Origin of the sequence: Actinomadura gamaensis, from assembly GCF_042652125.1 — a bacterium.
Taxonomy (GTDB): Bacteria; Actinomycetota; Actinomycetes; order Streptosporangiales; family Streptosporangiaceae; genus Spirillospora; species Spirillospora gamaensis.
Genome location: NZ_JBHSIT010000007.1, coordinates 12,093 through 37,020 on the forward strand (window position 1 = coordinate 12,093; position 24,928 = coordinate 37,020).

At 72.8% G+C, this 24,928-nt stretch carries 19 protein-coding genes and 1 pseudogene; 10 read left to right on the forward strand and 10 right to left on the reverse strand.

The genetic code is table 11. The annotated features are described in order from the left end of the window. Window positions 1–37: 37 nt before the first annotated feature. Window positions 38–223: a hypothetical protein gene (locus tag ACFPCY_RS23350; RefSeq protein WP_378258481.1), complete on the reverse strand. Its 186-nt coding sequence runs from the start codon at window positions 221–223 to the stop codon at window positions 38–40. 257 nt (window positions 224–480) lie between these two features. Here ACFPCY_RS23350 and fxsT point away from each other — a divergent pair, with 257 nt between their 5' ends. Continuing rightward, the gene (gene fxsT / locus ACFPCY_RS23355) at window positions 481–3,057 is read left to right on the forward strand and encodes an FxSxx-COOH system tetratricopeptide repeat protein (RefSeq protein ID WP_378258482.1); all 2,577 of its coding nucleotides are present in this window, start codon (window positions 481–483) and stop codon (window positions 3,055–3,057) included. Here fxsT and ACFPCY_RS23360 read toward each other — a convergent pair. Next, window positions 3,054–5,600, reverse strand: a complete 2,547-nt coding sequence (locus ACFPCY_RS23360) for an FxsB family cyclophane-forming radical SAM/SPASM peptide maturase (RefSeq protein WP_378258484.1) — start codon at window positions 5,598–5,600, stop codon at window positions 3,054–3,056. The two genes, fxsT and ACFPCY_RS23360, sit on opposite strands and share 4 nt — an antisense overlap. A 405-nt stretch (window positions 5,601–6,005) precedes the next feature. On the opposite strand from ACFPCY_RS23360, the gene ACFPCY_RS23365 reads away from it, so the two are divergent. The 5 genes from ACFPCY_RS23365 (at window position 6,006) to ACFPCY_RS23385 (ending at window position 11,101) form a co-directional block, all read left to right on the forward strand. Beyond that, complete coding sequence (locus tag ACFPCY_RS23365; protein WP_378258486.1) at window positions 6,006–6,839, forward strand: class I SAM-dependent methyltransferase; 834 nt, start codon at window positions 6,006–6,008, stop codon at window positions 6,837–6,839. 270 nt (window positions 6,840–7,109) lie between these two features. Further along, window positions 7,110–8,360 (forward strand): extracellular solute-binding protein, encoded by a 1,251-nt coding sequence (locus tag ACFPCY_RS23370; protein WP_378258488.1) that lies wholly within the window; start codon window positions 7,110–7,112, stop codon window positions 8,358–8,360. A gap of 7 nt (window positions 8,361–8,367) precedes the next feature. Next, complete coding sequence (locus tag ACFPCY_RS23375; protein WP_378258490.1) at window positions 8,368–9,333, forward strand: carbohydrate ABC transporter permease; 966 nt, start codon at window positions 8,368–8,370, stop codon at window positions 9,331–9,333. Further along, on the forward strand, window positions 9,330–10,226 hold the full coding sequence (locus ACFPCY_RS23380) for a carbohydrate ABC transporter permease (RefSeq protein ID WP_378258492.1): 897 nt from the start codon (window positions 9,330–9,332) through the stop codon (window positions 10,224–10,226). The genes ACFPCY_RS23375 and ACFPCY_RS23380 overlap by 4 nt, the downstream gene beginning before the upstream one ends. After that, window positions 10,223–11,101: an ROK family protein gene (locus tag ACFPCY_RS23385; protein WP_378258494.1), complete on the forward strand. Its 879-nt coding sequence runs from the start codon at window positions 10,223–10,225 to the stop codon at window positions 11,099–11,101. Before ACFPCY_RS23380 ends, ACFPCY_RS23385 begins: the two co-directional genes overlap by 4 nt. Window positions 11,102–11,379: 278 nt before the next feature. Here the strand turns inward: ACFPCY_RS23385 and ACFPCY_RS23390 are convergent, their stop codons facing one another. Further along, on the reverse strand, window positions 11,380–13,299 hold the full coding sequence (locus ACFPCY_RS23390; protein WP_378258496.1) for an ABC transporter ATP-binding protein: 1,920 nt from the start codon (window positions 13,297–13,299) through the stop codon (window positions 11,380–11,382). A 172-nt stretch (window positions 13,300–13,471) separates the two neighbouring features. Here ACFPCY_RS23390 and ACFPCY_RS23395 point away from each other — a divergent pair, with 172 nt between their 5' ends. Further along, complete coding sequence (locus tag ACFPCY_RS23395; RefSeq protein WP_378258498.1) at window positions 13,472–14,620, forward strand: aminotransferase class V-fold PLP-dependent enzyme; 1,149 nt, start codon at window positions 13,472–13,474, stop codon at window positions 14,618–14,620. Between the two features lies 1 nt (window position 14,621). Here the strand turns inward: ACFPCY_RS23395 and ACFPCY_RS23400 are convergent, their stop codons facing one another. Both ACFPCY_RS23400 and ACFPCY_RS23405 read right to left on the reverse strand, forming a co-directional pair. After that, window positions 14,622–15,650 (reverse strand): LCP family protein, encoded by a 1,029-nt coding sequence (locus ACFPCY_RS23400; protein ID WP_378258499.1) that lies wholly within the window; start codon window positions 15,648–15,650, stop codon window positions 14,622–14,624. A gap of 3 nt (window positions 15,651–15,653) precedes the next feature. Next, on the reverse strand, window positions 15,654–16,250 hold the full coding sequence (locus tag ACFPCY_RS23405; protein ID WP_378258501.1) for an RNA polymerase sigma factor: 597 nt from the start codon (window positions 16,248–16,250) through the stop codon (window positions 15,654–15,656). A gap of 219 nt (window positions 16,251–16,469) precedes the next feature. Here ACFPCY_RS23405 and ACFPCY_RS23410 point away from each other — a divergent pair, with 219 nt between their 5' ends. Then, a complete protein-coding gene (locus tag ACFPCY_RS23410; protein WP_378258503.1) occupies window positions 16,470–19,268 on the forward strand; it encodes a D-alanyl-D-alanine carboxypeptidase in 2,799 nt (932 codons plus the stop codon). 104 nt (window positions 19,269–19,372) lie between these two features. Here ACFPCY_RS23410 and ACFPCY_RS23415 read toward each other — a convergent pair whose 3' ends face one another. The 3 genes from ACFPCY_RS23415 to ACFPCY_RS23425 form a co-directional block, all read right to left on the reverse strand. Beyond that, window positions 19,373–20,002 carry a LysE family translocator gene (locus ACFPCY_RS23415; RefSeq protein WP_378258505.1) on the reverse strand — a complete coding sequence of 210 codons (630 nt, stop codon included), beginning with the start codon at window positions 20,000–20,002 and terminating at the stop codon, window positions 19,373–19,375. A 236-nt stretch (window positions 20,003–20,238) separates the two neighbouring features. Next, the gene (locus ACFPCY_RS23420) at window positions 20,239–20,868 is read right to left on the reverse strand and encodes a TetR/AcrR family transcriptional regulator (protein WP_378258507.1); all 630 of its coding nucleotides are present in this window, start codon (window positions 20,866–20,868) and stop codon (window positions 20,239–20,241) included. A 76-nt stretch (window positions 20,869–20,944) separates the two neighbouring features. Continuing rightward, complete coding sequence (locus ACFPCY_RS23425; protein WP_378258509.1) at window positions 20,945–21,790, reverse strand: SDR family NAD(P)-dependent oxidoreductase; 846 nt, start codon at window positions 21,788–21,790, stop codon at window positions 20,945–20,947. On the opposite strand from ACFPCY_RS23425, the pseudogene ACFPCY_RS23430 reads away from it, so the two are divergent. After that, window positions 21,789–22,694, forward strand: a pseudogene (locus tag ACFPCY_RS23430) (SDR family oxidoreductase); the annotation flags it as partial. The gene ACFPCY_RS23425 and the pseudogene ACFPCY_RS23430 sit on opposite strands and share 2 nt — an antisense overlap. On the opposite strand, the gene ACFPCY_RS23435 reads toward ACFPCY_RS23430, so the two are convergent. Together ACFPCY_RS23435 and galE are read right to left on the reverse strand one after the other, a co-directional pair. Then, window positions 22,615–22,914: a pentapeptide repeat-containing protein gene (locus ACFPCY_RS23435; protein ID WP_378259352.1), complete on the reverse strand. Its 300-nt coding sequence runs from the start codon at window positions 22,912–22,914 to the stop codon at window positions 22,615–22,617. The pseudogene ACFPCY_RS23430 and the gene ACFPCY_RS23435 overlap by 80 nt on opposite strands. Then, window positions 22,799–23,815 (reverse strand): UDP-glucose 4-epimerase GalE, encoded by a 1,017-nt coding sequence (galE, locus tag ACFPCY_RS23440; RefSeq protein ID WP_378258511.1) that lies wholly within the window; start codon window positions 23,813–23,815, stop codon window positions 22,799–22,801. Before galE ends, ACFPCY_RS23435 begins: the two co-directional genes overlap by 116 nt. A gap of 374 nt (window positions 23,816–24,189) precedes the next feature. Here galE and ACFPCY_RS23445 point away from each other — a divergent pair, with 374 nt between their 5' ends. After that, the gene (locus ACFPCY_RS23445; RefSeq protein ID WP_378258513.1) at window positions 24,190–24,855 is read left to right on the forward strand and encodes a response regulator; all 666 of its coding nucleotides are present in this window, start codon (window positions 24,190–24,192) and stop codon (window positions 24,853–24,855) included. The last annotated feature ends 73 nt before the right edge of the window (window positions 24,856–24,928 follow it).

A 24,928-nucleotide genomic window follows, 5' to 3' on the forward strand; every position in this document is an offset into this window, starting at 1 on the left:
GTTCTCGGCTCGTCCGTCCCCGATCCGCCCGACGAGTTCAGCCGACCCGCATGTCACCGATGAAGGAGGTGAAACCCGCGCACACCGTCGTCGGCCTGCGCTCCGGCGCGACGACCGACTCGATCTCGCCCGCGAGAGTCATGCCGCCCACGCGGCTCAGCTCTTCCAGGGAGGCCCCGGACAGATCCGGCAGGTCGCTGCGGAAATCCACCTCGTCACGCATCGGAAGGCTCCTTGTTCCGGCGGTCGGGGCTTCCCTGTGATTCTGCATGTTCCCGTCGTCCGATGGGGCAACCTGACCGCATCGTGCCACTGTGCCGTCCGGCATTGCGACATCGCCCGCCGCGGGGGATTATGCGTCTCCACAAAAAGGCCGCGCAGCAGAACTGCTCGGGAAATTCACCCGTGGCCGAGAGCGTCGTCCGCGGCATAGGATGCCAATCGAGATCGACGCCGTGACCACGTGCGGAGGCGAGCCGCGTGACGGATCCAGTCGGCGAGACCCCGGCGAGCGCGGGAATCCCCCAGATCTGGGGAGCCAGGATTCCCGCCCGCAACCACAATTTCACCGGTCGCAAAGATCTGCTCACGGCACTTCGGGAAGGGATCAAGAACAACGTCGCCGCGGCGGTCGTCCCTTATGCGCTGCACGGGATGGCCGGAGTCGGGAAGACGCAGCTCGCGATCGAGTACGCGCACCGTTTCCGAACCGAATACCAGCTCGTGTGGTGGATCCCCTCCGCCCAGGAGAGCCTCGTCCGGTCCTCGCTCGCCGGGCTCGCGCCGCGCCTCGACCTGCCGCCCGCGAGCAAGGTCGGGGTCGAGGAGGCCGCCAACTCGGTGCGGCAGGCGCTGGAGCGCGGGGCGCCCTACAGCCGGTGGCTGCTGATCTTCGACAACGCCGACCAGCCGGAGGACATCAACGCGTTCGTTCCGCAGGGGCCGGGAGACGTCCTCATCACCTCCCGGAACCCGAACTGGAAGGGGCGCGGACGCGTCGCCACGGTCGAGGTGGACGTGTTCCCCCGGGCGGAGAGCATCGAGTTCCTCGGCAAGCGCCTGTCCGGCGCGCTCGGCGAGGAGGAGGCCGACCACCTCGCCGACGCGCTCGGCGACCTTCCCCTGGCCCTGGAGCAGGCCGCGTCGGTGCTGCAGGAGTCGGCGATGTCGGTGGACGGCTATCTCGACCTGCTGCGCGACCGGATCGGCGACCTGCTGCTGGAGGGTGAGGCGAACGAGTACCCGCGGCCGATGACGGCGGCGTGGCGGCTCGCCGTGGAGGAGCTGGAGCGGAACTATCCCAACGCCGTCCCGCTGCTGCGCTGCTGCGCCTACTTCGGACCGGAGCCTTTCCCCCGGGACGTCTTCCGCGCGGCCACCGAGGGGGTCTCCCCCGAACTGGCCGAGATCCTCGACGACGCCATCAAGACCAACCGCGCCATCGCGGGCCTGCGCCGGTACGCGCTCATCCGGGTCGAGATCGAGAACGACCGCACCCTCCAGATGCACCGGCTGATCCAGGGACTCGTCCGCAACGCCCTGACCGAGGAGGAGGGGGCCCGGTGCCAGCGGGACGTTCACCTCCTGCTCGCGGAGGCGACACCGAAGGACCCCGACCAGACCGAGTCCTGGCGGGACTTCGCCGCGCTCTACGCCCACATCGGCCCGACCAAGGCGATCGACAGCACCGAGCCGAGGGTCCGGACGATGGTCCTGGCCTTCGCGCGGTACCTGTACGTGTCGAGCGACCAGGCCGGCGGCGCGAGCTTCTCCCAGCAGGTCCACGACCGCTGGGCGAAGGTCTCCCCGCCCGACGACCTCAACGTCCTGCGCGCCCGGCGGCTGCGCGCCATCCTCATCCGGGAGCGCGGCCAGTACGCCGAGGCCCACCGGCTCAACCAGGAGACGCTGCGGATCATGCGGGCCAGCGGCCGCGAGGACGACGAGTTCCGCGACCTGCTGCTCGCCGTGATCGACAGCAGCGGGGCCGACCTGCGCGCCCGGGGCGAGTTCCGGCAGGGCCGCGAGCAGGACGAGTTCTCCCTCCAGGAGCACCAGAACTTCTTCGGCGCCGACCACGCCAGGACCATCCGGGTGATGAACAACCTCGCGCTCGACTACGGGCTCGTCAGCGACTACGTGCGAGCCCGCGAGCTCCAGGAGCGCTGCTACCGGATGGCCTGCAGGCGCCCGCGCCCCGAGGGCATGAGCGCCATGGAGGAGGCCAACTCGCTGAACGGGCTCGCCCGGGCCGTCCGGCTGCTGGGCGAGTTCCGGGACGCCATCGACTTCGGCGAGGAAGCCCTCGCGCTGGCCACCGAGCAGCTCGGCCTCGAACACGCGGTGACGATCCGCGCGTCCACCGACCTGGCGATCGCCAAGCGCCGCGCCGGCCGCTACCAGGAGTCGCTGGAATTCGCCCGGGCCACGCACGAGCGGTGCCTGCGCGTGTTCGGGCAGGCCCACCCGGACACGCTCGCGTCCGCGACGAGCCTGGTCAACATCCTGCGGACGATGAACAAGCAGGACGAGGCCGTGAAGCTGGCGAAGACCGTCACCGACCTCTACCCGGACATGTACGGCCCGGAGCATCCGTACGCCTTCGGCGCGCTCGGCAACCTGGCCCTGCTGCACCGGATCCGCGGCGAGGCGACGACGGCGCGGTCGATGAACGAGAAGGCCCTGGAGGGGCTGGAGAACACGCTCGGCCGCGACCACCACTACTCGCTCACCGTGGCCACCAACCTCGCCAGCGACCTCGCCGAGCTCGGCGACCTCAGCGGCGCGATCGGGCTCGGCCGGGGCACGCTCCGGCGGCTCCGCGGGCTGCTCGGGCTGGACCACCCGATGACGCTCGCCTGCGCCGCGAACCTCTCGGTGGACCTGGAGCGCGAAGGGCGCGAGCAGCGGAACGACGCCGTCCAGAAGGAGGGCGAGGAGCTGTACGAGGACACCGTTCACCGGTACGCGCGCGTCCTCGGCCTGGCGCACCCCGACGCGACCGTCGCCACCGAGCGGCGGCACCTGGACTGCGACTTCGACCCGCCGCCGATCTAGGCCCGCCGCGCGGCGCCGCCCGGCTCGCCGTGCCGCGCGCGCCAGCGCTCCCGGTGCTCGTTCGCGATGGCGCGCGCCTGGTCGAGCGCGGCGGACGGGACGGGCTCGCGCCGCCATGCCCGCAGCGTGCGGTCCATCTCCGCGACCAGCCGCTCCCCTTCGGCCGTCAGCCTGCCGCTGCGCGCGAGGATGCCCGAGACGAGGGCGGACGCGTCGCGCCAGCGCGCGAACTCGGTGTGCGCCCGCAACGCCGCCGCGCCTTGCTCGTGATGGCGCTGCCTGCGCCAGAACCCGGCCACGCCCAGGTGCGCGTAGGCGCCCGTGAGAAGTCCGGCGGCCGGACGGGGATCGTCTCGCCACGGCGCGTAGTAGCGGCTGCCGTCGTCCGGGCGGGTGAGCGGGATCGCGTCGTTGAGCGCGCCGAGCTTGGCGTGCTGCACTTCGTGCGCGAAGGTCACCGCGAGGTCCCGCTCGTCCGGAGGAGGTGACGCGTACACGGCGCCGAAAGCCTCGTGCACGGTGGAGCTGCGCATCCCCTGCGGCGGCGGGGCGATCGGGGTGAGGACGCGGAGGGTGCGCGCGGATTCTTCGGCGACCGTCCAGTGCCATCGGACGAGGAGACGCCAGGCTCGGCGGAGCGTGGCGCGCCAGTGCTCGGCTTCGGCCGGGGTGAGGCGGGGGGACGGGTCGCCGCCGGCCGCGCGGAGCGGGTCGCAGTCGTCCAGGAGCAGGTGCAGGGCCATGCCGTGGTACTCGGCTTCGAGGCCGCGCAGGCCGCGCCAGCCGGGGGCGTCGCGGTGGAGGTCGTCGGGGAGGATGACCGTGCCGGCATCGGACGCGATCGTGACCGGCGCGTCCGGGGCGGCGCGGACGAGGCCGGTGCCCGCGAACCGCTCGACCGTTCCGAGCGTCGGCAGGTAGAGGCCGTCCGGGCCGCCGACGACCTCGACGGGACGCGGGTCGCGGGCGCGGATCGCCGCGGCGGCGGCCAGCGCGGTGATCGGGTCGGTGTCGGCGTCGCCGTCCGCGACCGCGTGCGCCCACACGCCGACCGTCGGATGGTCGAGGACGGCGCGGACCTCGTCCGGCGCGCGGCCCTGGACGTCGGCGAGCAGCGCGTACGCCTGGCGGGCCCGCGCCTCGCGCGCGGGATCGCGCGACCTGGCGGCCTCCCGGACCCAGCGCAGGAGCAGCAGCCGCTTGGACCGCTGGACGCGCCACAGCTCGTCCACGGCGTACGCTCCACCGCCGCCTTGGGCGAGGCCGAGGAAGACCTTCTCGGGAATGGTCAGTCGCTTCAGTTCCGGGCGCATCGGTTCGCTCCTCGTGCGCGCGCGTTTGGTTCGTGCCACGTCCCGGGCGACGGCGTCGCGGATGTGGCTGACCAGCCGGAACAGGTCGCGGCAGTAGACGGACGGGTTCCGGAAGCCGCTGCCGGCGCGGTACCGGTGCGCGTAGAGGCCGCCGCCGCACAGCGTGCCCACGGCGCAGGCGCGGCAGGTCGCGGGCAGGGCCTCCAGCCCGATCTGGCGGGCGGCGGTGGAGGGCAGCGCGAGCGCGGCGTCGAAGCCGTCGCGGCCGACGTGGAGGCCGGTCGCGGTGGCGCCCTCGTAGGCGGACTTGAGCGTGTCGACCTGCTCGATCGTGCCGTCGGTCTCGACCACGACCATGGCCGCCGGGGACAGGCCGACCATCTCGCTGCCGGACGGACGCCCCAGGCTCAGCCCGATGATCTCCCGGAACAGCCGGACGCGCGTCTCCCCGCGCGGCGCGCCCGCCCAGCGGTCGAAGACGGCGGTCAGCCAGTCGCCGTACGGGGCGTCGTCGGTGTCGGGGTCGCGTCCGGGCGGCGGGTTCTCCCAGTTGCCGTGCGGCAGCAGGAAGTCGACGGCGGGCGGACGGAACTCCAGCAGCGCCTCGTAGGTCTCGACCGGCGGGTTCGCGAGGTCGACGGTGGCGAGCAGCCCGGCGAACAGGCGCCGGTACGGCCCGGACGCCAGCCGGTGCAGGTTCGCGGCGGTCTGCGCGTGGCTGCCCCGGCCGTCCGCGTGCCGGCGGTGCCGGTCGTGGCCGCGCCGGTCGCCGTCCAGGCTGACGCTCACGCGCACGTCGAGCTCGTCGAACAGGCGCAGGAACGGCTCGTCCAGCAGGACGCCGTTCGTCTGCACGCCGATGCGGACGCGCGCGGCCGTCCCGACCTCGTTCCGCACGGCGGTGACGGCGTGCCGGATCAGTTCCGGACCGGCCAGGAGCGGCTCGCCGCCGTGCAGGACCACTTCGATCTCGTCCAGCCGGTGCGCGCGGACGTGCCGGCCGATCCGGCGCGCGGTGGCGTCCACGACGTCCGCGTCCATCCGCCGGGGCTGCTCGCGCCAGCGCTGGTCGGCCATCTCGTAGACGTAGCAGTAGTCGCACGCCAGGTTGCAGCGGCTGTGGATCTTCAGGATGAACTGCCGGAACGGCGTCGGCCGCCAGCCCGACGCGCGCAGCGCCGCCAGGTCCAGCGCGCCGGGCCATTCGCGTCCCTCGGTGCGACCCGCCACGCCGATCAGCCCCCAGGGTTGGTCCGGGCACGGTGCGACGCCGGACGGCCGAGCACCTTATGTCCCGATATGTAAGCCCTGACCAAGATCAGCAAACTCGCCGTCCCGGCCACAACCGGGCACGGCACCTGCGTCCCGCGCCACAACGCCTTCCGATTCCCGCGCCCGGCCCGCGGCTTCGGTGCGCCGTCGAAGGAGAGACGGCGCGTCACCTGCGAGTCGCGTCGTCGGCGGAGGCCCGGAGCCGACATACGGAACGGAGAGCGCAGCTCCCGATCAATTCCCTTAGCCGTTCCGAATTGCCGTTGAATGGTTATGAGGAATTTATTTCGGGCTGTTATGATGGGTTTGCGGGAATGGGTGGGTGAATTACAGTCGCCGTCCGGGAGAGATTCTGGAGGCGAGATGGTGGACGGGGTCGGCAGCCGGACGGCGATGATGGTGGCGGCGGGGCGGGCCGCGCATCTGGTGGTGGATTCGGGGCCGGTGATCCTGCGGGACGACGTCGCGGGAGTGCTGCTCGGGGACGCGGCGGAGGAGATGGTCGGGTACCACCGGGTGCGCGGTGACCATGTGGTGCTGTGGGGGACGCGGGCGCTCGGGGTGACTCGGGGCCGGTTCGTCGAGGATCGGATCGCGGCGGCCGGGGTCGAGCAGTACGTGGTGCTCGGGGCGGGGCTGGATTCGTTCGCGTTCCGGAAGACGGGGATTCGGGTTTTCGAGGTCGATCGTCCGGAGACGCAGGCCTGGAAGCGGTCGCTGGTCTCGGCGGCGGGGCTCGGGGTTCCGGAGGGACTGGAATTCGTGCCGGTCGATTTCGAGGCCGGCGGGTTGACCGAGGGGCTGAGGGCGGCCGGGTTCGATCCTCGGCGGAGGACGCTCGTCGGGTGGCTCGGGGTGACGGTCTACCTGTCGCGGGACGCGATCGAGGCGGTCGTGCGCGAGGTGCGGCGGCTCGGGGCGGAGCTGGTCATGGACTACATGGTTCCGCCGGAGATGCGGGACGAGGTCGGGCGCGCGTACGGGGAGATCGCCGATCGGGCGGTCGTGGAGAGCGGCGAGCCGTACCGGACGTTCCTGACGCCCGGGGAGGCCGAGGATCTCGTCCGGGAATGCGGGTTCGAGGTGCGCTCGCACGTGAGGATGGAGGGCGCGGTTCCGGCGCCGGTGTGGCGGCGGGACGACGTGCTGCGACCGTTCGTGTTCTCCCGCTTCCTGGACGCCACCGCGCTCAGCTGAGCTGCGCGGGATGGCGGCGCGGACGCAATGAGGGTTAGGTGCCGGGCCGCAACGTCGGGCGGACGGCGGCCCGGGACCGGACCAGTCCTGCGTACGGCACGTACCAGCACAGACCAGGGCACGACGGCCGATAACGGTTGAGACTCGTGGGTAATCCGCCTCTTGAACTGGTACGGACCAGCTCTTATCGTCGGGCCACGCGCGTTTCTGCTCACAGAGCATTCGTACCGCGCACATTCTTTCATGTGCGCCGGAGAAGGCGGGGACCAGATGAAACGGCATCTCACCGTCGCCATCGCCGCGGGCCTCACGGTCGCCGTGGGCGTGAGCGGCTGCAGCAAGGGCAGCTCGTCAAGCAGCGACAGCGGCTCGGACAAGACCATCAAGTTCGTCGCGGCCATCTACGACGACAACACCAAGGGCTACTGGGACGGCCTGATCAAGGACTTCGAGGCGAAGAACTCGGGGTACAAGGTCGACCTGGAGATGGTGGACTGGACCCAGATGGACGCCAAGGTGAAGACCTACGTCCAGACCAAGCAGGTCCCCGACATCCTCAACTACAACGCGTTCTCCGACTTCGCCCGGGACGGCCTGATCTACCAGGCGTCCGACGTGGTGTCGCCGAACACGCTGAGCGACTTCTCGCCGACCTTCGTCGAGCAGGCCAAGTACAACGGCACCCAGTACGCGCTGCCCTTCATCTCCAGCGCGCGGCTGCTGTTCTACAACAAGGACCTGTTCAAGAAGGCCGGCATCGCCGACGCGCCGAAGACCTGGGCGGACGTCAAGAGCGACGCGCAGAAGATCAAGTCGGGCGGGGCGATCGGCTACGGCCTGCCGCTCGGGCCCGAGGAGGCGCAGGCCGAGTTCTACTCCTGGGCGATGAACAACGGCGGCGGCTGGGTCGACGCGTCCGGGAAGTGGGCGATCAACCAGCCCGCCAACGTGGACACGCTGAACTTCCTCAAGGACCTGAACAAGTCCGGCCTGACGCAGCCGAACCCGGAGAGCACCGACCGCAAGACGGTGTTCAACCAGTTCGCGCAGGGCCGGGTCGGCATGTCGATCGGCGGCCCGTTCACCCGCGCCGGGTTCATCGACCCGGTGAACAAGAACCTGAACTACGGCATCGCGCCGCTGCCCAGCAAGGGCGGCACCGAGCACAACACGCTCGGCGTCATGGACGTGCTCGCCGCGTTCAAGAAGAACGACGGCAAGAACAAGGACGCGGTGAAGAAGTTCCTCGACTTCTTCTACACCAAGGACAACACCAGCAAGTTCCTCAAGCTGGAGAACTTCCTGCCGGTGACCAAGTCCGCCGGGGACGCGCTGAGCGCCGACCCGTACTTCAAGCAGTTCGTGGACGCGCTGCCCACCAGCAAGTTCGCCCCGACGAGCAACCCGGCGTGGAGCGCGGTCGCGGGCGCGGTGAAGCAGCAGCTCGGCACGGCCGTCGCGAACAAGGACCCGAAGGCCGTCCTGGACGACATCCAGAAGACCGCCGAGAAGGCCGGCTGATCGAGCCGTGCACGACGTCCAACACGCGGACGACGTGAGCCTGCCGGACGCGTCCCCCGGAGCCTCGCGCTCCGGGGGCGCGTCCTCGGCCGCGCTGCGGCGCCTGCGCAAGCTCGTGCCCCTGCTGTGGCTCGGCCCGTCGATCCTGCTCATCGCGTTCGTGGTGCTGTGGCCCGTCGTCGAGATGGCCCGCACCTCGCTGCAGAAGATCACCTCGTCCGGCCTCACCGCGGGCTGGAACGGGGTCGTGAACTACTCCGACCTGTTCGACGAGGACGCGCTCGTCCCGGTCCTGCTGCGCACCGTGCTGTGGGTCGCCGGGGTCGTCGTCGTCACGCTGCTGCTGTCGCTGGCGCTCGGCCAGCTCCTCAACGCCCGCTTCCCCGGCCGCCGCGTGGTGCGCTGGGCGGTGATCGTGCCGTGGGCGGCGTCGGTCCTGATGACGGCGCTGATCTGGAAGTGGATGCTGGACAACTTCTCCGGCCTGGTCAACCGGGTGCTGCTCGACACGCACGTGATCGGCCACCCGCACAACTGGCTGGGCGACCCGCACCAGGCGATGATCTGGATGATGTGGGTCGCGGTGTTCGTGTCGCTGCCGTTCACCTCGTTCGTGATCCTCGCCGGGCTCCAGACGATCCCGGCGGACGTGTACGAGGCGGCCCGGGTGGACGGCGCGGGCCCGTGGCGGTCCTACTTCCAGATCACGCTGCCGCTGCTGCGCCCGGCCATCCTGATCGCGGGCATCATCAACGTCATCAACGTGTTCAACTCGTTCCCGATCATCTACGAGATGACCGGCGGCGGGCCGGGCAACGACACCGACACCACCACCACGTTCATGTACAAACTGGCCTTCTCCGACCAGCACGTGGGCGAGTCCGCGGCGATGTCGGTGGTCAACTTCGCGCTCGTGCTGCTCATGGTGCTGCTGTACCTGCGGTTCTCGCGCTGGCGGGAGGAGACGCAATGAGCGAGCAGGCCGCGACGGTCGCGGCGCCCGGCCGGAGGCGTCCCGCGCGCCGCGAGGGGCGGTCGCGCCGTCCGATCCGGCTGCGGACGGTCCTGCTGACCGCGGTCGGATGGCTGGTAGGGCTGCTGTTCGTGCTGCCCTACCTGCAGATGTTCCTGACGTCGCTGAAGACGCCGTCCGACCTGACGCACTCGCCGGGCACGTACGTGCCGTCCCACTGGCAGTGGTCGAACTACGCGGACGTGTGGAAGGGCACGGGCGTCGGCCAGGCGCTCACCGTGTCGCTGGAGGTCGCGGTCGCGTCCACGCTGGTGACGCTGCTGTGCGCGCTGCCCGCGGCGTACTACACCGCGCGCAACCGGTTCCGGGGGCGCGGGGCGTTCCTGCTGCTCGTCCTCGTGACGCAGATGTTCGCGCCGACGGCGCTGGTCATCGGCATCTACCGGGAGATGGTGGCGCTCAACCTGACCGACACGCTGCTCGCGCTGATCCTGGTGAACGCGGCGTTCAACCTGCCGTTCTGCGTGTGGATCCTGCACGGGTACTTCTCGTCGATCCCGCGCGAGCTGGAGGAGGCGGCGTTCCTGGACGGCGCGGGCAGGTTCGGCGCGCTGACCCGGGTCACGCTGCCGATCTCGATGCCCGGCGTGGTCACGGCGGTCGTCTACACGTTCATCGCGGCGTGGAACGAGTTCATCGTGGCGCTGACGGTGACCGTCTCGCCGGACCGCAAGCCCCTGACCGTGGTCGCGCCGTCCTTCGTGACGCAGTACCAGGCGCACTGGCAGTTCCTCTTCGCGACCTCGGTCATCGCCATCGTGCCGGTGGTGATCCTGTTCGTCGTGATCGAGCGGTACCTGGTCGGCGGCCTCACCGCGGGCTCCATCAAATGACGGTCGTGGCGCTGGACGTCGGCGGGACGTCCATGAAGGGCGCCCTGATCGAACCCGACGGGACGGTCCTGCGCACCGAGGGCCGTCCCACCGGGCGCGAGCACGGGCCGGACACGGTCGTGGCGGCGATCCTCGACTTCGCGGCCGAGCTCGCCGCGAGCGAACCGGGCGTCGCCGCCGCCGGGATCGTCGTGCCCGGCCTGGTGGACGAGGCGACCGGCACGGCGGTCAACTCGTCCAACATCGGCTGGCGCGACGTCCCGCTGCGCAAGCTCGCGGCCGAGCGGCTCGGGCTGCCCGTGGCGCTCGGGCACGACGTCCGCACCGGCGGGCTCGGCGAGGCGATCCGCGGGGCGGGCCGGTCCGGCGGGGACTTCCTGTTCCTGCCGATCGGCACCGGCATCGCCGCGGCGATGGTGCTCGGCGGGACGCCCTACCCCGGCTCGTCCGGGTGGAGCGGCGAGATCGGGCACGTGGTCGTCCGGCCGGGCGGCGAGCCGTGCGCGTGCGGGAACCGGGGCTGCCTGGAGACCTACGCGTCGGCCGCGTCGATCGCGCGCCGGGCGGGCGGCATCCCGGCCGAGGAGGTCGTGCGGCGCGCCGCCGAGGGCGACGAGCGCTGCGCCGAGGTGTGGACGCTCGCCCTGGACACGCTCGCGGACGCCCTCGCGGCCGCGACGCTCATGCTCGACCCGTCCAGGATCGTCCTGGGTGGCGGGCTCGCCGAGGCGGGCGACGCGCTGCTGCCGCCGCTCGCCGAACGCCTCGTCCCGCGCCTGACGTTCCGCTCTCCCCCGCCGCTCGTCCCCGCCGAGCTGGGCCCGCTGGCGGGCATGCACGGAGCGGCGGTGCTGGCGCAGAGGCTGGTCCCCTAGCCCCCGGGCGGTGGTCGTCGCTTCGCAGGACGGCGGCCACCGCCCGGTCCCAGGCGGCCCCGGGCGGTCTCCCCCGTCCTCGGTCGGATTCCCCGGTCTCGGTCGGGCTCCCCGGTCTCGGTCGGACTCCCGGGTCTCGGGCTATCTCGCACGGTCCCGGGCGGACGCTCTTCGGATCCGGCCCGTCCCCAGGGAAGTGGAACGGACCGGATCCGCTGCGGGCGGCGCGGCTCGCGGGGCGCCGCCCGGTCATCGAGGTGCGGTCAGGCGAGGGCCTCCTAGACGGCGGGCACGGCGGGCACGGCGGGCACGGCCGCCGCGGGCGGTACGGTCGGCGACTGGTCGGCGAACTGGGTCTCGTACAGCTCGGCGTAGCGGCCTCCTTCGGCGAGCAGGGAGTCGTGGGTGCCGCGCTCGACGACGCGGCCGGCCTCGACGACGAGGATCTGGTCGGCCGCGCGGATCGTGGACAGCCGGTGCGCGATGATGATCGACGTGCGGCCGTCGAGCGCCTCGGCGAGGGCCTCCTGGACGGCGGCCTCGGAGGTGGAGTCGAGGTGCGCGGTCGCCTCGTCCAGGATCACCACGCGCGGGCGGGCGAGGAGCAGGCGGGCGATGGTGAGCCGCTGGCGCTCGCCGCCGGAGAGGCGGTAGCCGCGCTCGCCGACGACGGTGTCGAGGCCGTCCGGGAGCGAGCGGATCAGGTCGTCGAGGCGGGCGCGGCGCAGCACGTCCCACAGCTCGTCCTCGCCGGCCTCGGGACGGGCGAGCAGCAGGTTCTCGCGGATCGAGTCGTGGAACAGGTGCCCGTCCTGGGTGACCATGCCGAGCGTGTCGCGGATCGCGTCGAAGGACAGGTCGCGCACGTCCTCGCCGCCGAGCCGCACGGCGCCCTCGTCCACGTCGTACAGGCGCGGCAGGAGCTGCGCGATCGTGGACTTGCCCGCGCCGGACGACCCGACCAGCGCGACCATCTGGCCGGGCTCGGCGCGGAACGACACGTCGTGCAGGACCTCGACCCCGCCGCGCGCGTCGAGGGCGGCGACCTCCTCCAGCGAGGCGAGCGACACCTTGTCGGCGGACGGGTAGCCGAACCGGACGTGGTCGAACTCGACCGAGACGGGTCCCTCGGGCGCGGGCCGCGCGTCCGGCTTCTCCTTGACCAGCGGCTCCAGGTCGAGCACCTCGAAGACGCGCTCGAAGCTGACCAGCGCGCTCATGATCTCCAGGCGGGCGCCGGCGAGCGCGGTGAGCGGCGCGTAGAGGCGGGTGAGCAGCAGGGCGAGCGCGACGACCGCGCCCGCGTCGAGCTGGTGGCGCAGCGAGAGGTACCCGCCGAGGCCGTAGACCAGGGCCAGCGCGAGCGCCGAGACGACCGTCAGGGACGTGATGAAGACGTGCTGGAGCATGGCCGTGCGGACGCCGATGTCGTGCACCCGGCGGGCCCGGACGGCGAACTCGGCGGACTCGCGGGCGGGCCGTCCGAACAGCTTGACCAGGGTCGCGCCGGGCGCGGAGAACCGCTCGGTCATCTGCGTGGACATGGCCGCGTCGTTGGCGGCGGCCTCGCGGCGCAGCCCGGCGAGGCGGCGGCCCATCCGCCGCGCGGGCAGCACGAACACCGGCAGCAGGACGAGCGCGAGCAGCGTGACCTGCCAGGAGATGCTGACCATGACGGCGAGCGTGAGCAGCAGCGTCACCAGGTTGCTGACCACGCCGGACAGCGTGTCGGAGAACGCGCGCTGCGCGCCGATGACGTCGTTGTTGAGGCGGCTGACGAGCGCGCCGGTGCGGGTGCGGGTGAAGAACGCGACCGGCATGCGCTGCACGTGGTCGAACACGGCGGTGCGCAGGTCGAGGATGAGGCCCTCGCCGATGCGCGCCGACAGCCACCGGTTGAGCAGGCCGAGACCGCCCTCGGCGAGCGCGAGCCCGGCGATCAGCACCGCCAGCCCGACCACCACGCCGGCCGGCCGGTGCCCGACGATGGCGTTGACGACCCGTCCGGCGAGCACGGGCGTCACCACGGCGATCACCGCGAGCACCACGCTGACGGCGAGGAACCCGGCCAGCCGCCGGGCGTGCGGGCGGGCGAACGCGCCGATGCGGCGCAGCGTCGCCCGCGAGAACGACCGGCGTTCGTCCTTCGCGTTCATCGCGTGGTGCAGCGAGTGCCACGCGGTCACTTCCATGTCCATGTGCGTCCGCCCCGGGGTCGAGTCGTCGAGATGCGTCGGAGACCCATCCTGGAACCTCAACGAAGCTTGAGGTCAACTCCGGCCGCGGCACCACTCTGCCCGAGGGGTCCGACATTCCCGCGCGGGCACGACCCGAGGGGTCCGGCATTCCCGCGCGGGTACGGTCCGACCCATGGAGATCGATGTCGCGAAAGTCCGTCATGAGACGCCCGGATGCGCGCGCGTGGCGCACCTCAACAACGCCGGCGCGGCCCTGCCGCCGTCCCCGGTCATCGAGGCCGTGGCGCAGCATCTCGAACTGGAGGCCATGACCGGCGGCTACGAGGCCGCCGAAGAGAACCAGGCCGCGATCGAACGGTTCTACGACGCGGTGGCCGGGCTGATCGGAGCGCGGCGCGACGAGATCGCCTATGTGGAGAACGCGACCCGCGCGTGGGACATGGCGTTCTACGGGATCAGGTTCGCTCCGGGCGAGCGCGTCCTGACGACGACGAGCGAGTACTCGTCCAATGCGATCGCCTACCGGCAGCGCGGCGTCCGGGTGGACGTCGTCCCGGACGGACCGGACGGCACGATCGACCTCGACGCTCTGGACACCGAGCTGCGCCGTGGCGGGGTGCGGCTCGTCTCGCTGAACCACGTCCCGACGTCCAACGGGCTGGTCAACCCGGTCGCCGACGTCGGGCGGCTGTGCCGGGCGGCGGGAGCGCTGTTCCTGCTGGACGCCTGCCAGTCGGTCGGGCAGCTCCCGGTGGACGTCGGCGAGATCGGCTGCGACCTGCTGTCGTCCACCGGCCGCAAGTACCTGCGCGGGCCGCGCGGCACCGGCTTCCTCTACGCGCGGCGGGACGTCCTGTCCGAGATCGAGCCCCCGTTCCTCGACAACGCCGCAGCGGACTGGCATGCGCCCGACCGCTACGAGATCCGTCCCGACGCGCGGCGGTACGAGACCTGGGAGCGGTACGTCGCCGGGCAGATCGGGCTCGGCGTCGCCGCCGACTACGCGACGCGGCTGGGGATCGACGCCATCACGGCGCGCATCGACGTGCTGGCGTCCCGCCTGCGCGCGGAACTGGCGTCCAGGCCGGGCGTGACCGTCCACGACCGGGGCGTGCTGCGCGCCGGGATCGTCACCTTCACCGTGGACGGCCGCACGCCCGCGGAGATCGTGAAGGCCGCGCGCGCACGGGACGTCAACGTGAACGTCAGCGAGCCGCGCGGGCACGGATACGACCCGGACGCCGAGGAAGCGGTCGTCCGGGCCTCCGTGCACTACTACAACGACGAGGAGGAGATCGAGCGGCTGCTGTCCGTCCTCTGAATCACCGGAAGGGGGCGAGCGCCCGGGACGCCCGGGCCTCGTCCACTTCGAGCCGGTTCGGGTCCGAGGCGGCCGGCCGGTTCGGGAGGGTCAGGTAGCGCGCCTCGGACGGATCCGTGCGCCTGAGGCTCTCGGCCAGTGCCTTCATGCTCGCGAGGTCAAGGCCGGGCAAGGTCTTCAGCGAGCCCAAGGACGCGTTGAGAAACCTGACGAACCGGACCGGATCGTTGTGCATCGCGCTGACGGCCTCGCGCGACAGTTCGGCCATGAGGCTTTGCTGACGCTTGATGCGCGCGAGGTCCGAGCCGTCGTTCATGCCGTGCCGGACGCGCGCGTACGCGAGGGCGACCTTGCCGTCGACCTTGTGCCTGCCCGCACTCAGGTGGAGGCCCGACGCGCCGTCGTTCACGGACTTCGGGAGGGCGATCGTCACGCCGCCCAGGGCGTCCACCATGCGGCTGAAACCCTGGAAATCGACGACCACCGACTGGTCGACGCGCACCTTGGTGACCGCCTCCACCGTTTTGATCGCGCAGGGGACGCCGCCCTCCGTGTAGGCCGCGTTGATCTGCCCCATGGCGGCCGGGACCGTCTTGCCGTCCGCGCGGCGGCACGACGGCCGCTGGACGAGCAGGTCGCGCGGCAGGCTCACCACGGTCACGCGCTTGCGGTCGGCGGGCAGCCTGATCAGCACCATCGTGTCCGAGCGCGCCCCGTAGCGCTTGTCCTGCGCCGCGCCGCGCGAGTCGGAACCGAGCAGGAGCAGGGTGAGCGGCCGGTTGTCGATCCGGCTGGGGCCGTTCGCGGTCTGCTCGCGGTCGCCGGTGGGGCGGAGCATGGCCGCCGGGACGAGCAGCAGCGCCGCGACCGCGCAGGCGGCGAGGGCCAGGGCCGTCCAGCCGCGCGGACGCCGGCGGCGGCGCGGGGCGCGCGCGGCGTCGGTCAGCCGGGACCGCTGGCGGGCCAGCGACGGCGGCGGGTCGTGTTCGAGGGCGCGGCCGAGGTCGCGCAGCTTCGAGAGGTCGTCCACGGCTCAGCCCTCCTCAGCGGCCGGATCGACGGCGGTCGGGTCCACGCCGCCGAGCGCGGCGCGGACCTTGCGGCGGGCCCGGTTCAGCCGCGACCGGACGGTGCCGACGGGAATCGAGAGGGCGCGCGCGACCTCCTCGTAGGACAGGTCGCCCCACGCCACCAGCAGCAGGACGTCCCGGTCCCGGCGGGGCAGCGCGGCCAGCGCCTCGGCGAGCGCCGTGCGCGACTCCCAGGCGGCCACGCCCGCCGCGACCCGCTCGGCGGGGCCGTCGTCCGGGCCGTCCACGGGGCTGCGGCGCAGCGCCCGGTAGTGCGCGGCCTCGCGGCGGTGGTGCCGCGCCATGATCTTGGTGACGATGCCGAACAGCCACGGCCGCGCGTCCGGCTGGGCCGGGTCGTAGCGGTGCCGTCCGCCGAACGCGGCGAGGAAGGTGTCCCCCACCAGGTCTTCGGCGGTCTCGGGGCCGAGGCGGCGGGACACGTAGCGGTACAGCATCCCGGAGTACCGGTCGAACAACACGGCGAACGCCTCCGGGTCGTCGTGCGACCGGCGGATCAGTTCCGCGTCGTCCGCCGTCACGGCGGGCGGTGCGGTCATCGTGGACACCACGGCCTTCCCGGAAGTAGGGGCCTCGTTCTCGCCGGTGTCTTGCCGTCCGGGCCCCGGGGAGTTCGCGCTTTCAAGATCACCAATTGATAACGAAGTGAACTTTCCGGATAACCTGCGCATCTTTCCAGTGGAGCGCGGGGACTCGCACGGGGGTTCCGGCCAGTGGCGCGCTCTCCAGTGGCACCGGGGCGAGCAGGAGGACGCGGCGTGACGGACGACGCCCAGAACCGGCCGGACGACACCGAGCCGGCCAGGTCGGAGACCATCGAGTTCGCCGTGCCCGCGCACCCGGCCCGGGACTCCGAGGATGCCGGCACCGAGGACGCCGCCGACCGCGAAGGCGACTCTGAGGAGTCGGGCGCGCACCCGGTGCAGGCGTCCAGGTCGTCCGGTCAGTGGACGGTCTCGGCCCCCGAACGCGCCGAACCCTTCCGCTCCGCGTCCCCGACCGTCGAGGACAAGCTCCCGGCCGTCCCTTCCGCGAACCAGAACGCTCCCGCGGAGGACGCCCCCCGCACCAGCGGCCCGCATCCGACCACCCCCCACACCAGCGGCTCCCACCCGTCCCACCCGGACACCTCCCAGCAAGACGCCGCCGCACCGCAACCGAGCGAGCCGCAACAAGACACTCAGCGCGAGAGCGCTCAGCACCGCGCCGCGCCAGAGCCGAGCGGTCCGCAGCAGGACGCGCCGCGCGTGAGCCAGCATCGCGCCGAGCCACAGGCGAGCGTGTCCCAGAAGGACGCACCGAACGCCAGCGGGCAGCACCGCGCCACGCCCCAGAGAAGCGCTCCGCAGCAGAACACGCAGCGCGCGAGCGAACAGCACCGCGCCGCACCGCAAGCGGAAGGGGCGCAGCAGGACGCGCCGCGCGGAAGCGGCCAGCACCGCGCCGCGCCAGAGCCGAGCGCTCCGCAGCAGAACGCGCAGCGCGCGAGCGGACAGCACCGCGCCGCGGCGCAAGCAGGAGAGGCGCAGCAGGACGCGCCGCGCGGAAGCGGCCAGCACCGCGCCGCGCCAGAGCCGAGCGGTCCGCAGCAGAACACGCCGCGTATCAGCGCCCAACCCCTCGCTGCGCCGCAGCCGAGCGAGCCGCAGCAGGACGCGCCGAGCGCTAGCGGGCAGCATCGCGCCGCGCCTCAAGCGGGCGCTCCGCAGCAGGACGCGCAGCGCGTGAGCCGGCATCGCGCCGAGCCCCCGGCGAGCGGGTCGCAGCAGGACATTTCCAGTGCGAGCGGTCAGCATCGCGCCACGCCGCAGGCGGGCGGGGCGCAGCAGGGCGCGCAGGGCGGCGGAAGTGGGCAGCATCGCGCTGGGCCGCCGGCGGGCGGGGCGCCGCAGTGGGACGCGTCGCGTGCGAGTGGGCAGCAGCCCGTGTACCAGGCGGGCGGGCCGCAGCAGGGTGCGCCTCGTGACAGCGGACAGTACCGTGCGAATCCGCAGGCCAGCGGGCAGCATCAGGCCGCCCCTCAGGTTGGCGGGACGCAGCAGGGGGCGCCTCAGGCCGGCGGACAGCAGTGGGCCGGGACGGCGCCGCCGGTGGAGCGGGCGATCGTGCCTCGGTTCAGTGCTCAGGCCCAGGCCGAGGCGCGGGCTCAGGCCCAGGCGCAGGCATGGGACGGCGATGCGACGCGGATGGACGCGCCGCTGAATCCTTCGCAGCTCCCGGTGGGCGTCCAGCCCCGGGCGGGCGGACCTCACGCGGCGGCGGGGCCGGGGGCGGTTGGGCCTCAGGCGGCGGGGCCGCGGGCGACCGGGCCTCGGGCGACCGGGCCTCGGGCGGACGGGCCCTCGTACGAGGAGGAGCCGAAGCGGGGACGGCGGGGGCTCGTGATCGGGCTGGTGGCCGTCCTCGTGCTGGTGGCCGGGGTGGTGGCCGGGCAGCTCGTCCGGCCGGTGCCGGAGCCGTCGCTGGAGCTGGCCATGGGGTCCTCCAGCCACACCTTCGGCGGGCAGAAGCCCGTGCTGCCGTGGCCGAAGGCCGGGCAGGCGACCGTGTACGTGGACGGCCTCGGCACGATGGGGTCGTCCGGGGCGTCGACCCCGACGCCGACGGCGAGCGTCGCCAAGGTGATGACCGCGTACGTCATCCTGCGGGACAAGGCGCTGCGCAGCGGCGAGAACGGGCCGACGTTCACGGTGACGCCGCAGGGCGCGTCCGAGGTCGCGGGGCGCAAGGCGCGCGGCGAGTCACTGCTCGGCATCACGCCCAACCAGCAGTTCACCGAGCGCAAGGCGCTGGAGGCGCTGCTCATCATCTCCGCGAACGACGTCGCGCACGAGCTGGCCCGCTGGGACGCGGGTTCGGACCAGGCGTTCGTCGTGAAGATGAACGAGGCCGCGCGGTCGCTCGGCATGACCAGCACGACCTACACCGACCCCAGCGGCTACGACTCGGCGACCGTCAGCACGGCCGCCGACCAGGTCAAGCTGCTGCGCGCGGCGATGCGGCTGCCCGGGTTCGCCGAGTCGGTCGCGCAGCGCCAGTTCGTGCCGGACGGCGGCGGCAAGCCGCGCAACGCGGGCAACATCCTGCTCGGCCAGTACGGCGTGGTCGGCGGCAAGACCGGCTACACCGACAAGGCGGGCGGCAACTTCGTGTTCGCCGCGCGCAAGCAGGTCGGCGGGGTGGAGACGCTGATCCTCGGCGCGGTGATGAACCAGCCGTCGCCGAGCGCGATCGGCGCGATCAACGCCGCGCAGCCGCTGGTCGCGGCCGCGGAGAACGCGCTGGTCGCCGCGACGGTCGCGCCGTCCGGGAGCCGGGTCGCGCGGGTGGACGACGGGCTCGGCGGCGGTGCTCCGCTGCGCGCGGCCAAGCCGGTCACCGTGGTCGGCTGGCCGGGCCTGACCGTCCCGTTCGGCGTCGCGGGCGCCCCGCCCGGCACCGCCCCGCAGAACGCGAAGGTCGGCACGCTGACGGCGGGCGCGACGCGCGTCCCGCTGAGCCTGGATCGTCCGCTGAGCAAGCCGTCCCTCCTGGACCGCCTGACCCGTCTCGGCTGACCCCGCGCTCGGGGTCACCCCGCGCTCGGCTGCCCTTGCGCTCGGCTCACCCCGCGCTCGGGGTCACCGCGCGTTCGGGTGGGTCGGCGTTCGGGTGGGTCGGGTCAGCGGGTGCGGGCGGACGGGGCGGCGAAGGCGGCCACCGCGCCCAGGCCGAGGTAGATGAGGCCGGTGGCGTAGCGCTGGCGGCGGCGGAAGACCGGGCGGGCGCGCAGCCAGCCGCCGATCGAGCCGGCCGCGACGGCGTACACGACGTCGCTGACCAGGCCGATCGCGCCGACGGTGAGGCCCATGACGGCGATCTGGAGCGGGACGGCCCCGGCTCCGCGGTCCACGAACTGCGGCAGGAAGGCCAGGAAGAACAGCACGACCTTCGGGTTGAAGAGGTTGACGAGCAGGCCGTCCAGGAAGACGCGGCGCAGCGGCGCGGGCGCGACGCGCACCTCGTCGAGCGACTCGCGAGAGCGGAGCGTGCGCACCGCGAGGTACACCAGGTAGGCCGCGCCCGCGTAGCGCAGGACGGCGAAGGCGGTCGCGGACGCGGCGATCAGCGCCGACAGCCCGGCCGCCGCGAGGCCCACGTGCAGGAGCGTCGCGCATTCCACGCCCAGCGCGGAGACGATCCCGGCGCGCCGTCCGTCGGCGACGCTGCGCGTGACGATGTACAGGTGGTTCGGGCCGGGGATGGCGATCAGCGTCGTCGCCGCCAGCAGGAACAGCCAGGGGTTGCTCATCCCGGCACCGTAGGACGCCTCGTGCGCGCGCGACAGGACCAACTCGTGCGCGCGTAACAGGACCAACTCAGGTGCGCTTAACAGGATCAGCACAGGTGCGCGCGACAGGACCAGCACAGGTCGCGTCGTAGAACCGGCTCGCGTCGCGTTGCAGAACAAACTCGCGTCGCGTCGTAGAACCGACTCGGGTCGTGTGGCTGGACCGGCTCGCGTCGTGTGGCAGGAGCGAGGAGGTTTTACGGAGCGGCCTGCGTCTCGGAGGCGAACGCTCCGGCGAGGACGAGCCGGCCGGACGTGCGGACCATGTACGTCACCTCCTCCAACGGACGCCGCAGCGAGGTGAGCGCCACGAGGGCGGCCAGCAGCGTGTGCCCGAGGACGATCTCCACGGCGTCCCGGTCGGGGACGGGGTCGCCGATCGCGGCGGACAGCCGGTCCCGGACGAACAGGAACAGCACCGTGCGGGCGTCCTCGACGGACGGGTCGTCCGAGGTCACCGCCTGGATGATGGCCGAGGTCAGGGTCAGCTCCCCCGCCGCGACCTCCACGATGCGCTCCAGCAGCGAGGTGAGCCGCTCGATCGGGGTGTCGCCGACAGCGAGCGCGTCGATGTCGGCGGTGACCCGGTGCGCCCAGGTCGCCGCGACCTCGGTGAGCAGGTGGTCCTTGGTGGCGAAGTACCGGTACACCGTGGCGCGGGCGACCCCGGCGCGGTCGGCGACGTCGTGCATGGTGACGGCCTGGTAGCCGCCCTCGTCCGCCAGCTCGCGGGCCGCCTCGAGCAGTCGCTCCCGGCGGGCCTGCTGATCCTTCGTCAACGTCCTGGTGACGGTGATCCGCACGCCGCCACTCGCACTGCCGCTCAACGCGCCTCCTCGATCGACGTCCCCATTGTCCCGCAGATCCGGGTCCGCCACCGGGGCCGCGTTCGAATCGAGACCCTCAGTCGCGGAACTCGTGGTCGGGCAGGTCGGGCAGGCGTCCGGCGGCGAGGGCCGCGGCGCGGTCGGCGAGGCTCGGGCGGTAGACGTCGTGGGTCAGGATGAGGAACTCCTCGTCCCGGACGGCCCGGACGACGCGCTCCGCGACGAGTTCGGGCGCCATGCCGCCCGCGACGGTGTCGGCGATGATCTGGTCGACGAACGCCTGGTCCTCGGACGGCTCGGCGGGCGCGTCCGGGGGCCGGTTGCGTCCGGAGTGGTGGATGCGGGTGGCGACGCCGCCCGGGCACAGCACCGAGGCGCGCAGCCGGGAGCCGGAGACGGCCAGCTCGTGCGCGAGGCACTCGGTGGCGGCGTAGGCGGCGGTCTTGGAGATCGTGTAGGGGCCGGTGAACGGGGCGGCGAACAGCCCGGCGACGGACGAGGTCGTGACGACGTGCCCCTCGTCCCCGCCGTCGATCATCCGCGGGACGAACGCCTGGATGCCGTACAGGACGCCCCAGAGGTTCACCCGCAGCGCCCAGGCGAAGTCGGAGGTCGGGCGCGACCAGATCCGGCCGCCGGTGAACACTCCGGCGTTGTTGCACAGCAGGTGGACGGTCCCGTACTCGGCGAACACGCGGTCGGCGAAGGCGTGGACGGCGCGCTCGTCGCCGACGTCCACGACCTCGGCGAGGACGCGCGCGTCCCGGTCGCCGAGGGACCGCCGGACGTCGTCCAGCGGCTTCTCCTCGATGTCGGCGAGGGCGAGGCGCATGCCCTCGGCGGCGAGGCGTTCGGCGAGGGCGCGTCCGATGCCGCTGGCCGCGCCCGTGACGACGGCGACCCGTCCCTGGAGATCCCGCATGGCTCCTCCTGCCCGGTCGAGGGGGACCCCCATCTTCCCGCGGTCCGGCCACCGGCGACCTACCAATTGCTTGGTTGGGTCGCTAGCCTGGACCGGCGCCGCATCGACCGGCGTCCGTGCTCGGGAGGCGATCGTGGGTTCACTGTCGGGAACGTCCGCGCTGGTCACGGGCGGTGGCAGCGGGATCGGGCTCGCCTGCGCGCGGCGGCTGGCCGCCGACGGCGCGCGGGTCACGGTCTGCGGGCGCACCGAGGCGAAGCTCAAGGCGAGCGGCCTGCCCTACGTGGTCGCGGACGTCACCGACGAGGAGCAGGTCGAGCGGGCGGTCGCGGCGGCGGCCGGGGACGCGCCGCTGAAGGCGGTCGTGCACAGCGCGGGCGGCTCGACCTCGATCGGACCGGTCCAGGACCTCGACGCCGCCGCGTGGCGCGAGACGTTCGAGCTGAACGCGACCGGGACGATGCTGACGCTCAAGCACGCGGCGCGGCACATGGCCCGAAACGGAGGCGGGTCGTTCGTGGCGATATCGTCCATCGCCGCGTCCACCACGCACCGCTGGTTCGGGGCGTACGGGCCGTCCAAGGCGGCGGTCGACCAGCTCGTCCGGGGAGCGGCCGACGAGCTGGGCGCCGCGGGCGTCCGCGTCAACGGGATCCGGCCGGGGCTCGTCCGCACCGAGCTGGTCGCGGGCATCGCCGGCCCCGGTCCCGTCCTGGACGACTACCTCGCCTGCATGCCGATCTCCCGGGTCGGCGACCCGGAGGACGTCGCGGCGGCCGCGAGCTTCCTGGCCGGGCCCGAATCGTCCTGGATCACCGGCCAGGTCATCGACGTCGACGGCGGCCACCACCTGCGGCGCGGCCCCGACTACCGCGCCCTGTTCGAGCCCCTCTTCGGCGCCGACGCGCTAGGCGGAGGCGCGCTAGGCGGAGGCGCGCTAGGCGGAGGCGCGCTCGGCGGAGGCGCGCTCGGCGGAGGCGCGCTCGGCGGAGGCGCGCTCGGCGGAGGCTAGGCGACCACGTCCAGCGCGCGGCGGCGCTCGGCCCACTGGAGCGAGTGCCGGATGGCGTCGCCGATCGTGTACTCGGGCCTCCAGCGCAGGACCTCCCACGCCTTGGCCGGATCGACGAACGCGCCCACCACGTCGCCCGGACGCGCCGGGGCCTCCTCCACGGCGAACCCGTCGCCGACGACCTCGCGGAACGCGTCGACCAGCTCCCGGACGGTCGTGCCGTCCCCGGTGCCGAGGTTGACGACCTGGTAGCCGGGCGGCGCCCCGGCCGGACGCGCGGGCGGGACGATCGCGTCGAAACGTTCCACGGCGATGGCGAACGCGCGCGCGATGTCCCACACGTGAATGTAGTCGCGGATCGCCGTGCCGTCGCGGGTCGGCCAGTCCACGCCCGTGATCCGGAACGGGACGCCCGACTCGTAGGACTCGATCATCTTGCCGAGCGCGTGGGTCGGCCGGCTCGACTGGAGGCCGGTGCGCATCCTCGGGTCCGCCCCGATCGGATTGAGGTAGCGCAGCGAGACGACGCGCAGCCCGTAGGCCGCCGCGAGGTCGCGCAGCGCGGCCTCCGCCATCGCCTTGGAGCGCGTGTAGGGGTTCTGCGGGTCGAGTTCGGACGCCTCGGTGACCGAGAGATCCGGGGACGGGCGGTACATGCCCGCCGTGGACGCGAACACCATCCGGTCGCAGCGGTTGCGTCGGAGGTGCTCGGCGAACTCCAGGGTGCGGGTGAGGTTGACGCGGTAGTAGCGGGACGGGTCGCTCATGGAGTCCGGCACCACGATCAGCGCCGCGCAGTGCACCGCGGCGACCAGGTCGGGATGCTCGGCGAAGATGCGGTCCACCAGCGCGCCGTCCCCGATGTCGCCCTGGTAGAAGATCTTTCCGGCGGTGAACTCCGGCCGGCCGGTGACCAGGCTGTCGAGCACGACGGGCGTGACGCCGCGCTCGGCGAAGGCCGACGCGATGGTGCTTCCGATGAACCCCGCGCCCCCTGTGATCAGGACCTTCACTGTGACTTCCCCTTACCGATCTCTTGCTCCCCGTGGCTCGGTACGGACAGAATCCGCAAGGCACCGCACAAGGTCAACGCCGCGTTTACCAACTGACCGGCACCGGACCGATGCCAACCCGCGCGTTTCGCGCGGCGTCCGCGGGCACACGCGCATGCGCACGCGGAACCGCCCGCGCTCGCGCGCCCGACTCCCGCGCCCGCGCCCGCCCGCGCCCTCCCGCGACTTCCGCGCCCGCGGCCTCCCACGCCCTCGCGCGGCCTCCCGCGCCCTCGCGCGCCCGCGCGCGACACCCGCGGGCGTGTCCGTAGCCGGACGCGGGTCTACAGCGTTTGCGGGATTCCCTACCGCCGGGTACCGGTGATGGTGGCGGGATGCAGCCCACCCGCGTCCTCATCGTGGACGACCACGCGCTGTTCGCCGAGGCGCTGTCGGCCCGGCTCGGGCGCGAACCGGACCTGGTCGTCCTGCCCGTCGCGGCGTCCGGGCGGCAAGCGCTGTCGCTGGCCGCCACCGAGCGCCCGCACGTCGTGCTGCTCGATCTGGACCTCGGCCCCGAGAACGGCCTGGAGGTGCTGTCCCGGCTGCGCGAGCGCCATCCCGACGTGCGCGTCGTCGTGCTGACCGCCGCCGAGGGCGTGGACACGATCGTGCGCTGCGTGCGGCGCGGCGCGGTCGGCTTCCTGTCGAAGACCGAGCGGGCCGAGCGGGTCGCGGACGTCGTCCGGCACGCGGCGCGGCGCGGCGGCTGGATCCCGCCCGAGCTGCTCGGCGACGTGCTGCGGCGGCTGCTGTCCGGGCAGGCCGAGCCGGACGGCGCGGACCGGCTGCTCGCCGACCTCACGCCGCGCGAGCGCGAGGTCCTCCAGTGCATGGTGGACGGCCTGAACCGCGCGGAGATCGCCGGACGGCTCGGGCTGTCCGCCAACACCGTCCGCACCCACACGCAGAACCTGCTGGCGAAGCTCGACCTGCACTCGGCGCTGGAGGCGATCACGCTCGCGATGCGGGCCGGGATGCGCCCGTCCGAGGAGCACTGAACCGGCACCGACCCGGCCTGACCCGGCACTGACCGGCGCCTTTCCGGCACCGGCGCGGCGCTGACCCGCAAAC

What these genes read in the sequence shown, in the direction of transcription:
- ACFPCY_RS23380 (WP_378258492.1), top strand. Translation starts at nt 9,330, where the DNA reads ATGAGCGAGCAGGCCGCGACGGTCGCGGCGCCCGGCCGGAGGCGTCCC.
- ACFPCY_RS23365 (WP_378258486.1), top strand. Translation starts at nt 6,006, where the DNA reads ATGGTGGACGGGGTCGGCAGCCGGACGGCGATGATGGTGGCGGCGGGG.
- ACFPCY_RS23405 (WP_378258501.1), bottom strand. Translation starts at nt 16,250, where the DNA reads ATGACCGCACCGCCCGCCGTGACGGCGGACGACGCGGAACTGATCCGC.
- ACFPCY_RS23350 (WP_378258481.1), bottom strand. Translation starts at nt 223, where the DNA reads ATGCGTGACGAGGTGGATTTCCGCAGCGACCTGCCGGATCTGTCCGGG.
- ACFPCY_RS23390 (WP_378258496.1), bottom strand. Translation starts at nt 13,299, where the DNA reads ATGGACATGGAAGTGACCGCGTGGCACTCGCTGCACCACGCGATGAAC.
- ACFPCY_RS23425 (WP_378258509.1), bottom strand. Translation starts at nt 21,790, where the DNA reads ATGCGGGATCTCCAGGGACGGGTCGCCGTCGTCACGGGCGCGGCCAGC.
- ACFPCY_RS23445 (WP_378258513.1), top strand. Translation starts at nt 24,190, where the DNA reads ATGCAGCCCACCCGCGTCCTCATCGTGGACGACCACGCGCTGTTCGCC.
- ACFPCY_RS23395 (WP_378258498.1), top strand. Translation starts at nt 13,472, where the DNA reads ATGGAGATCGATGTCGCGAAAGTCCGTCATGAGACGCCCGGATGCGCG.
- ACFPCY_RS23370 (WP_378258488.1), top strand. Translation starts at nt 7,110, where the DNA reads ATGAAACGGCATCTCACCGTCGCCATCGCCGCGGGCCTCACGGTCGCC.
- ACFPCY_RS23415 (WP_378258505.1), bottom strand. Translation starts at nt 20,002, where the DNA reads ATGAGCAACCCCTGGCTGTTCCTGCTGGCGGCGACGACGCTGATCGCC.
- ACFPCY_RS23385 (WP_378258494.1), top strand. Translation starts at nt 10,223, where the DNA reads ATGACGGTCGTGGCGCTGGACGTCGGCGGGACGTCCATGAAGGGCGCC.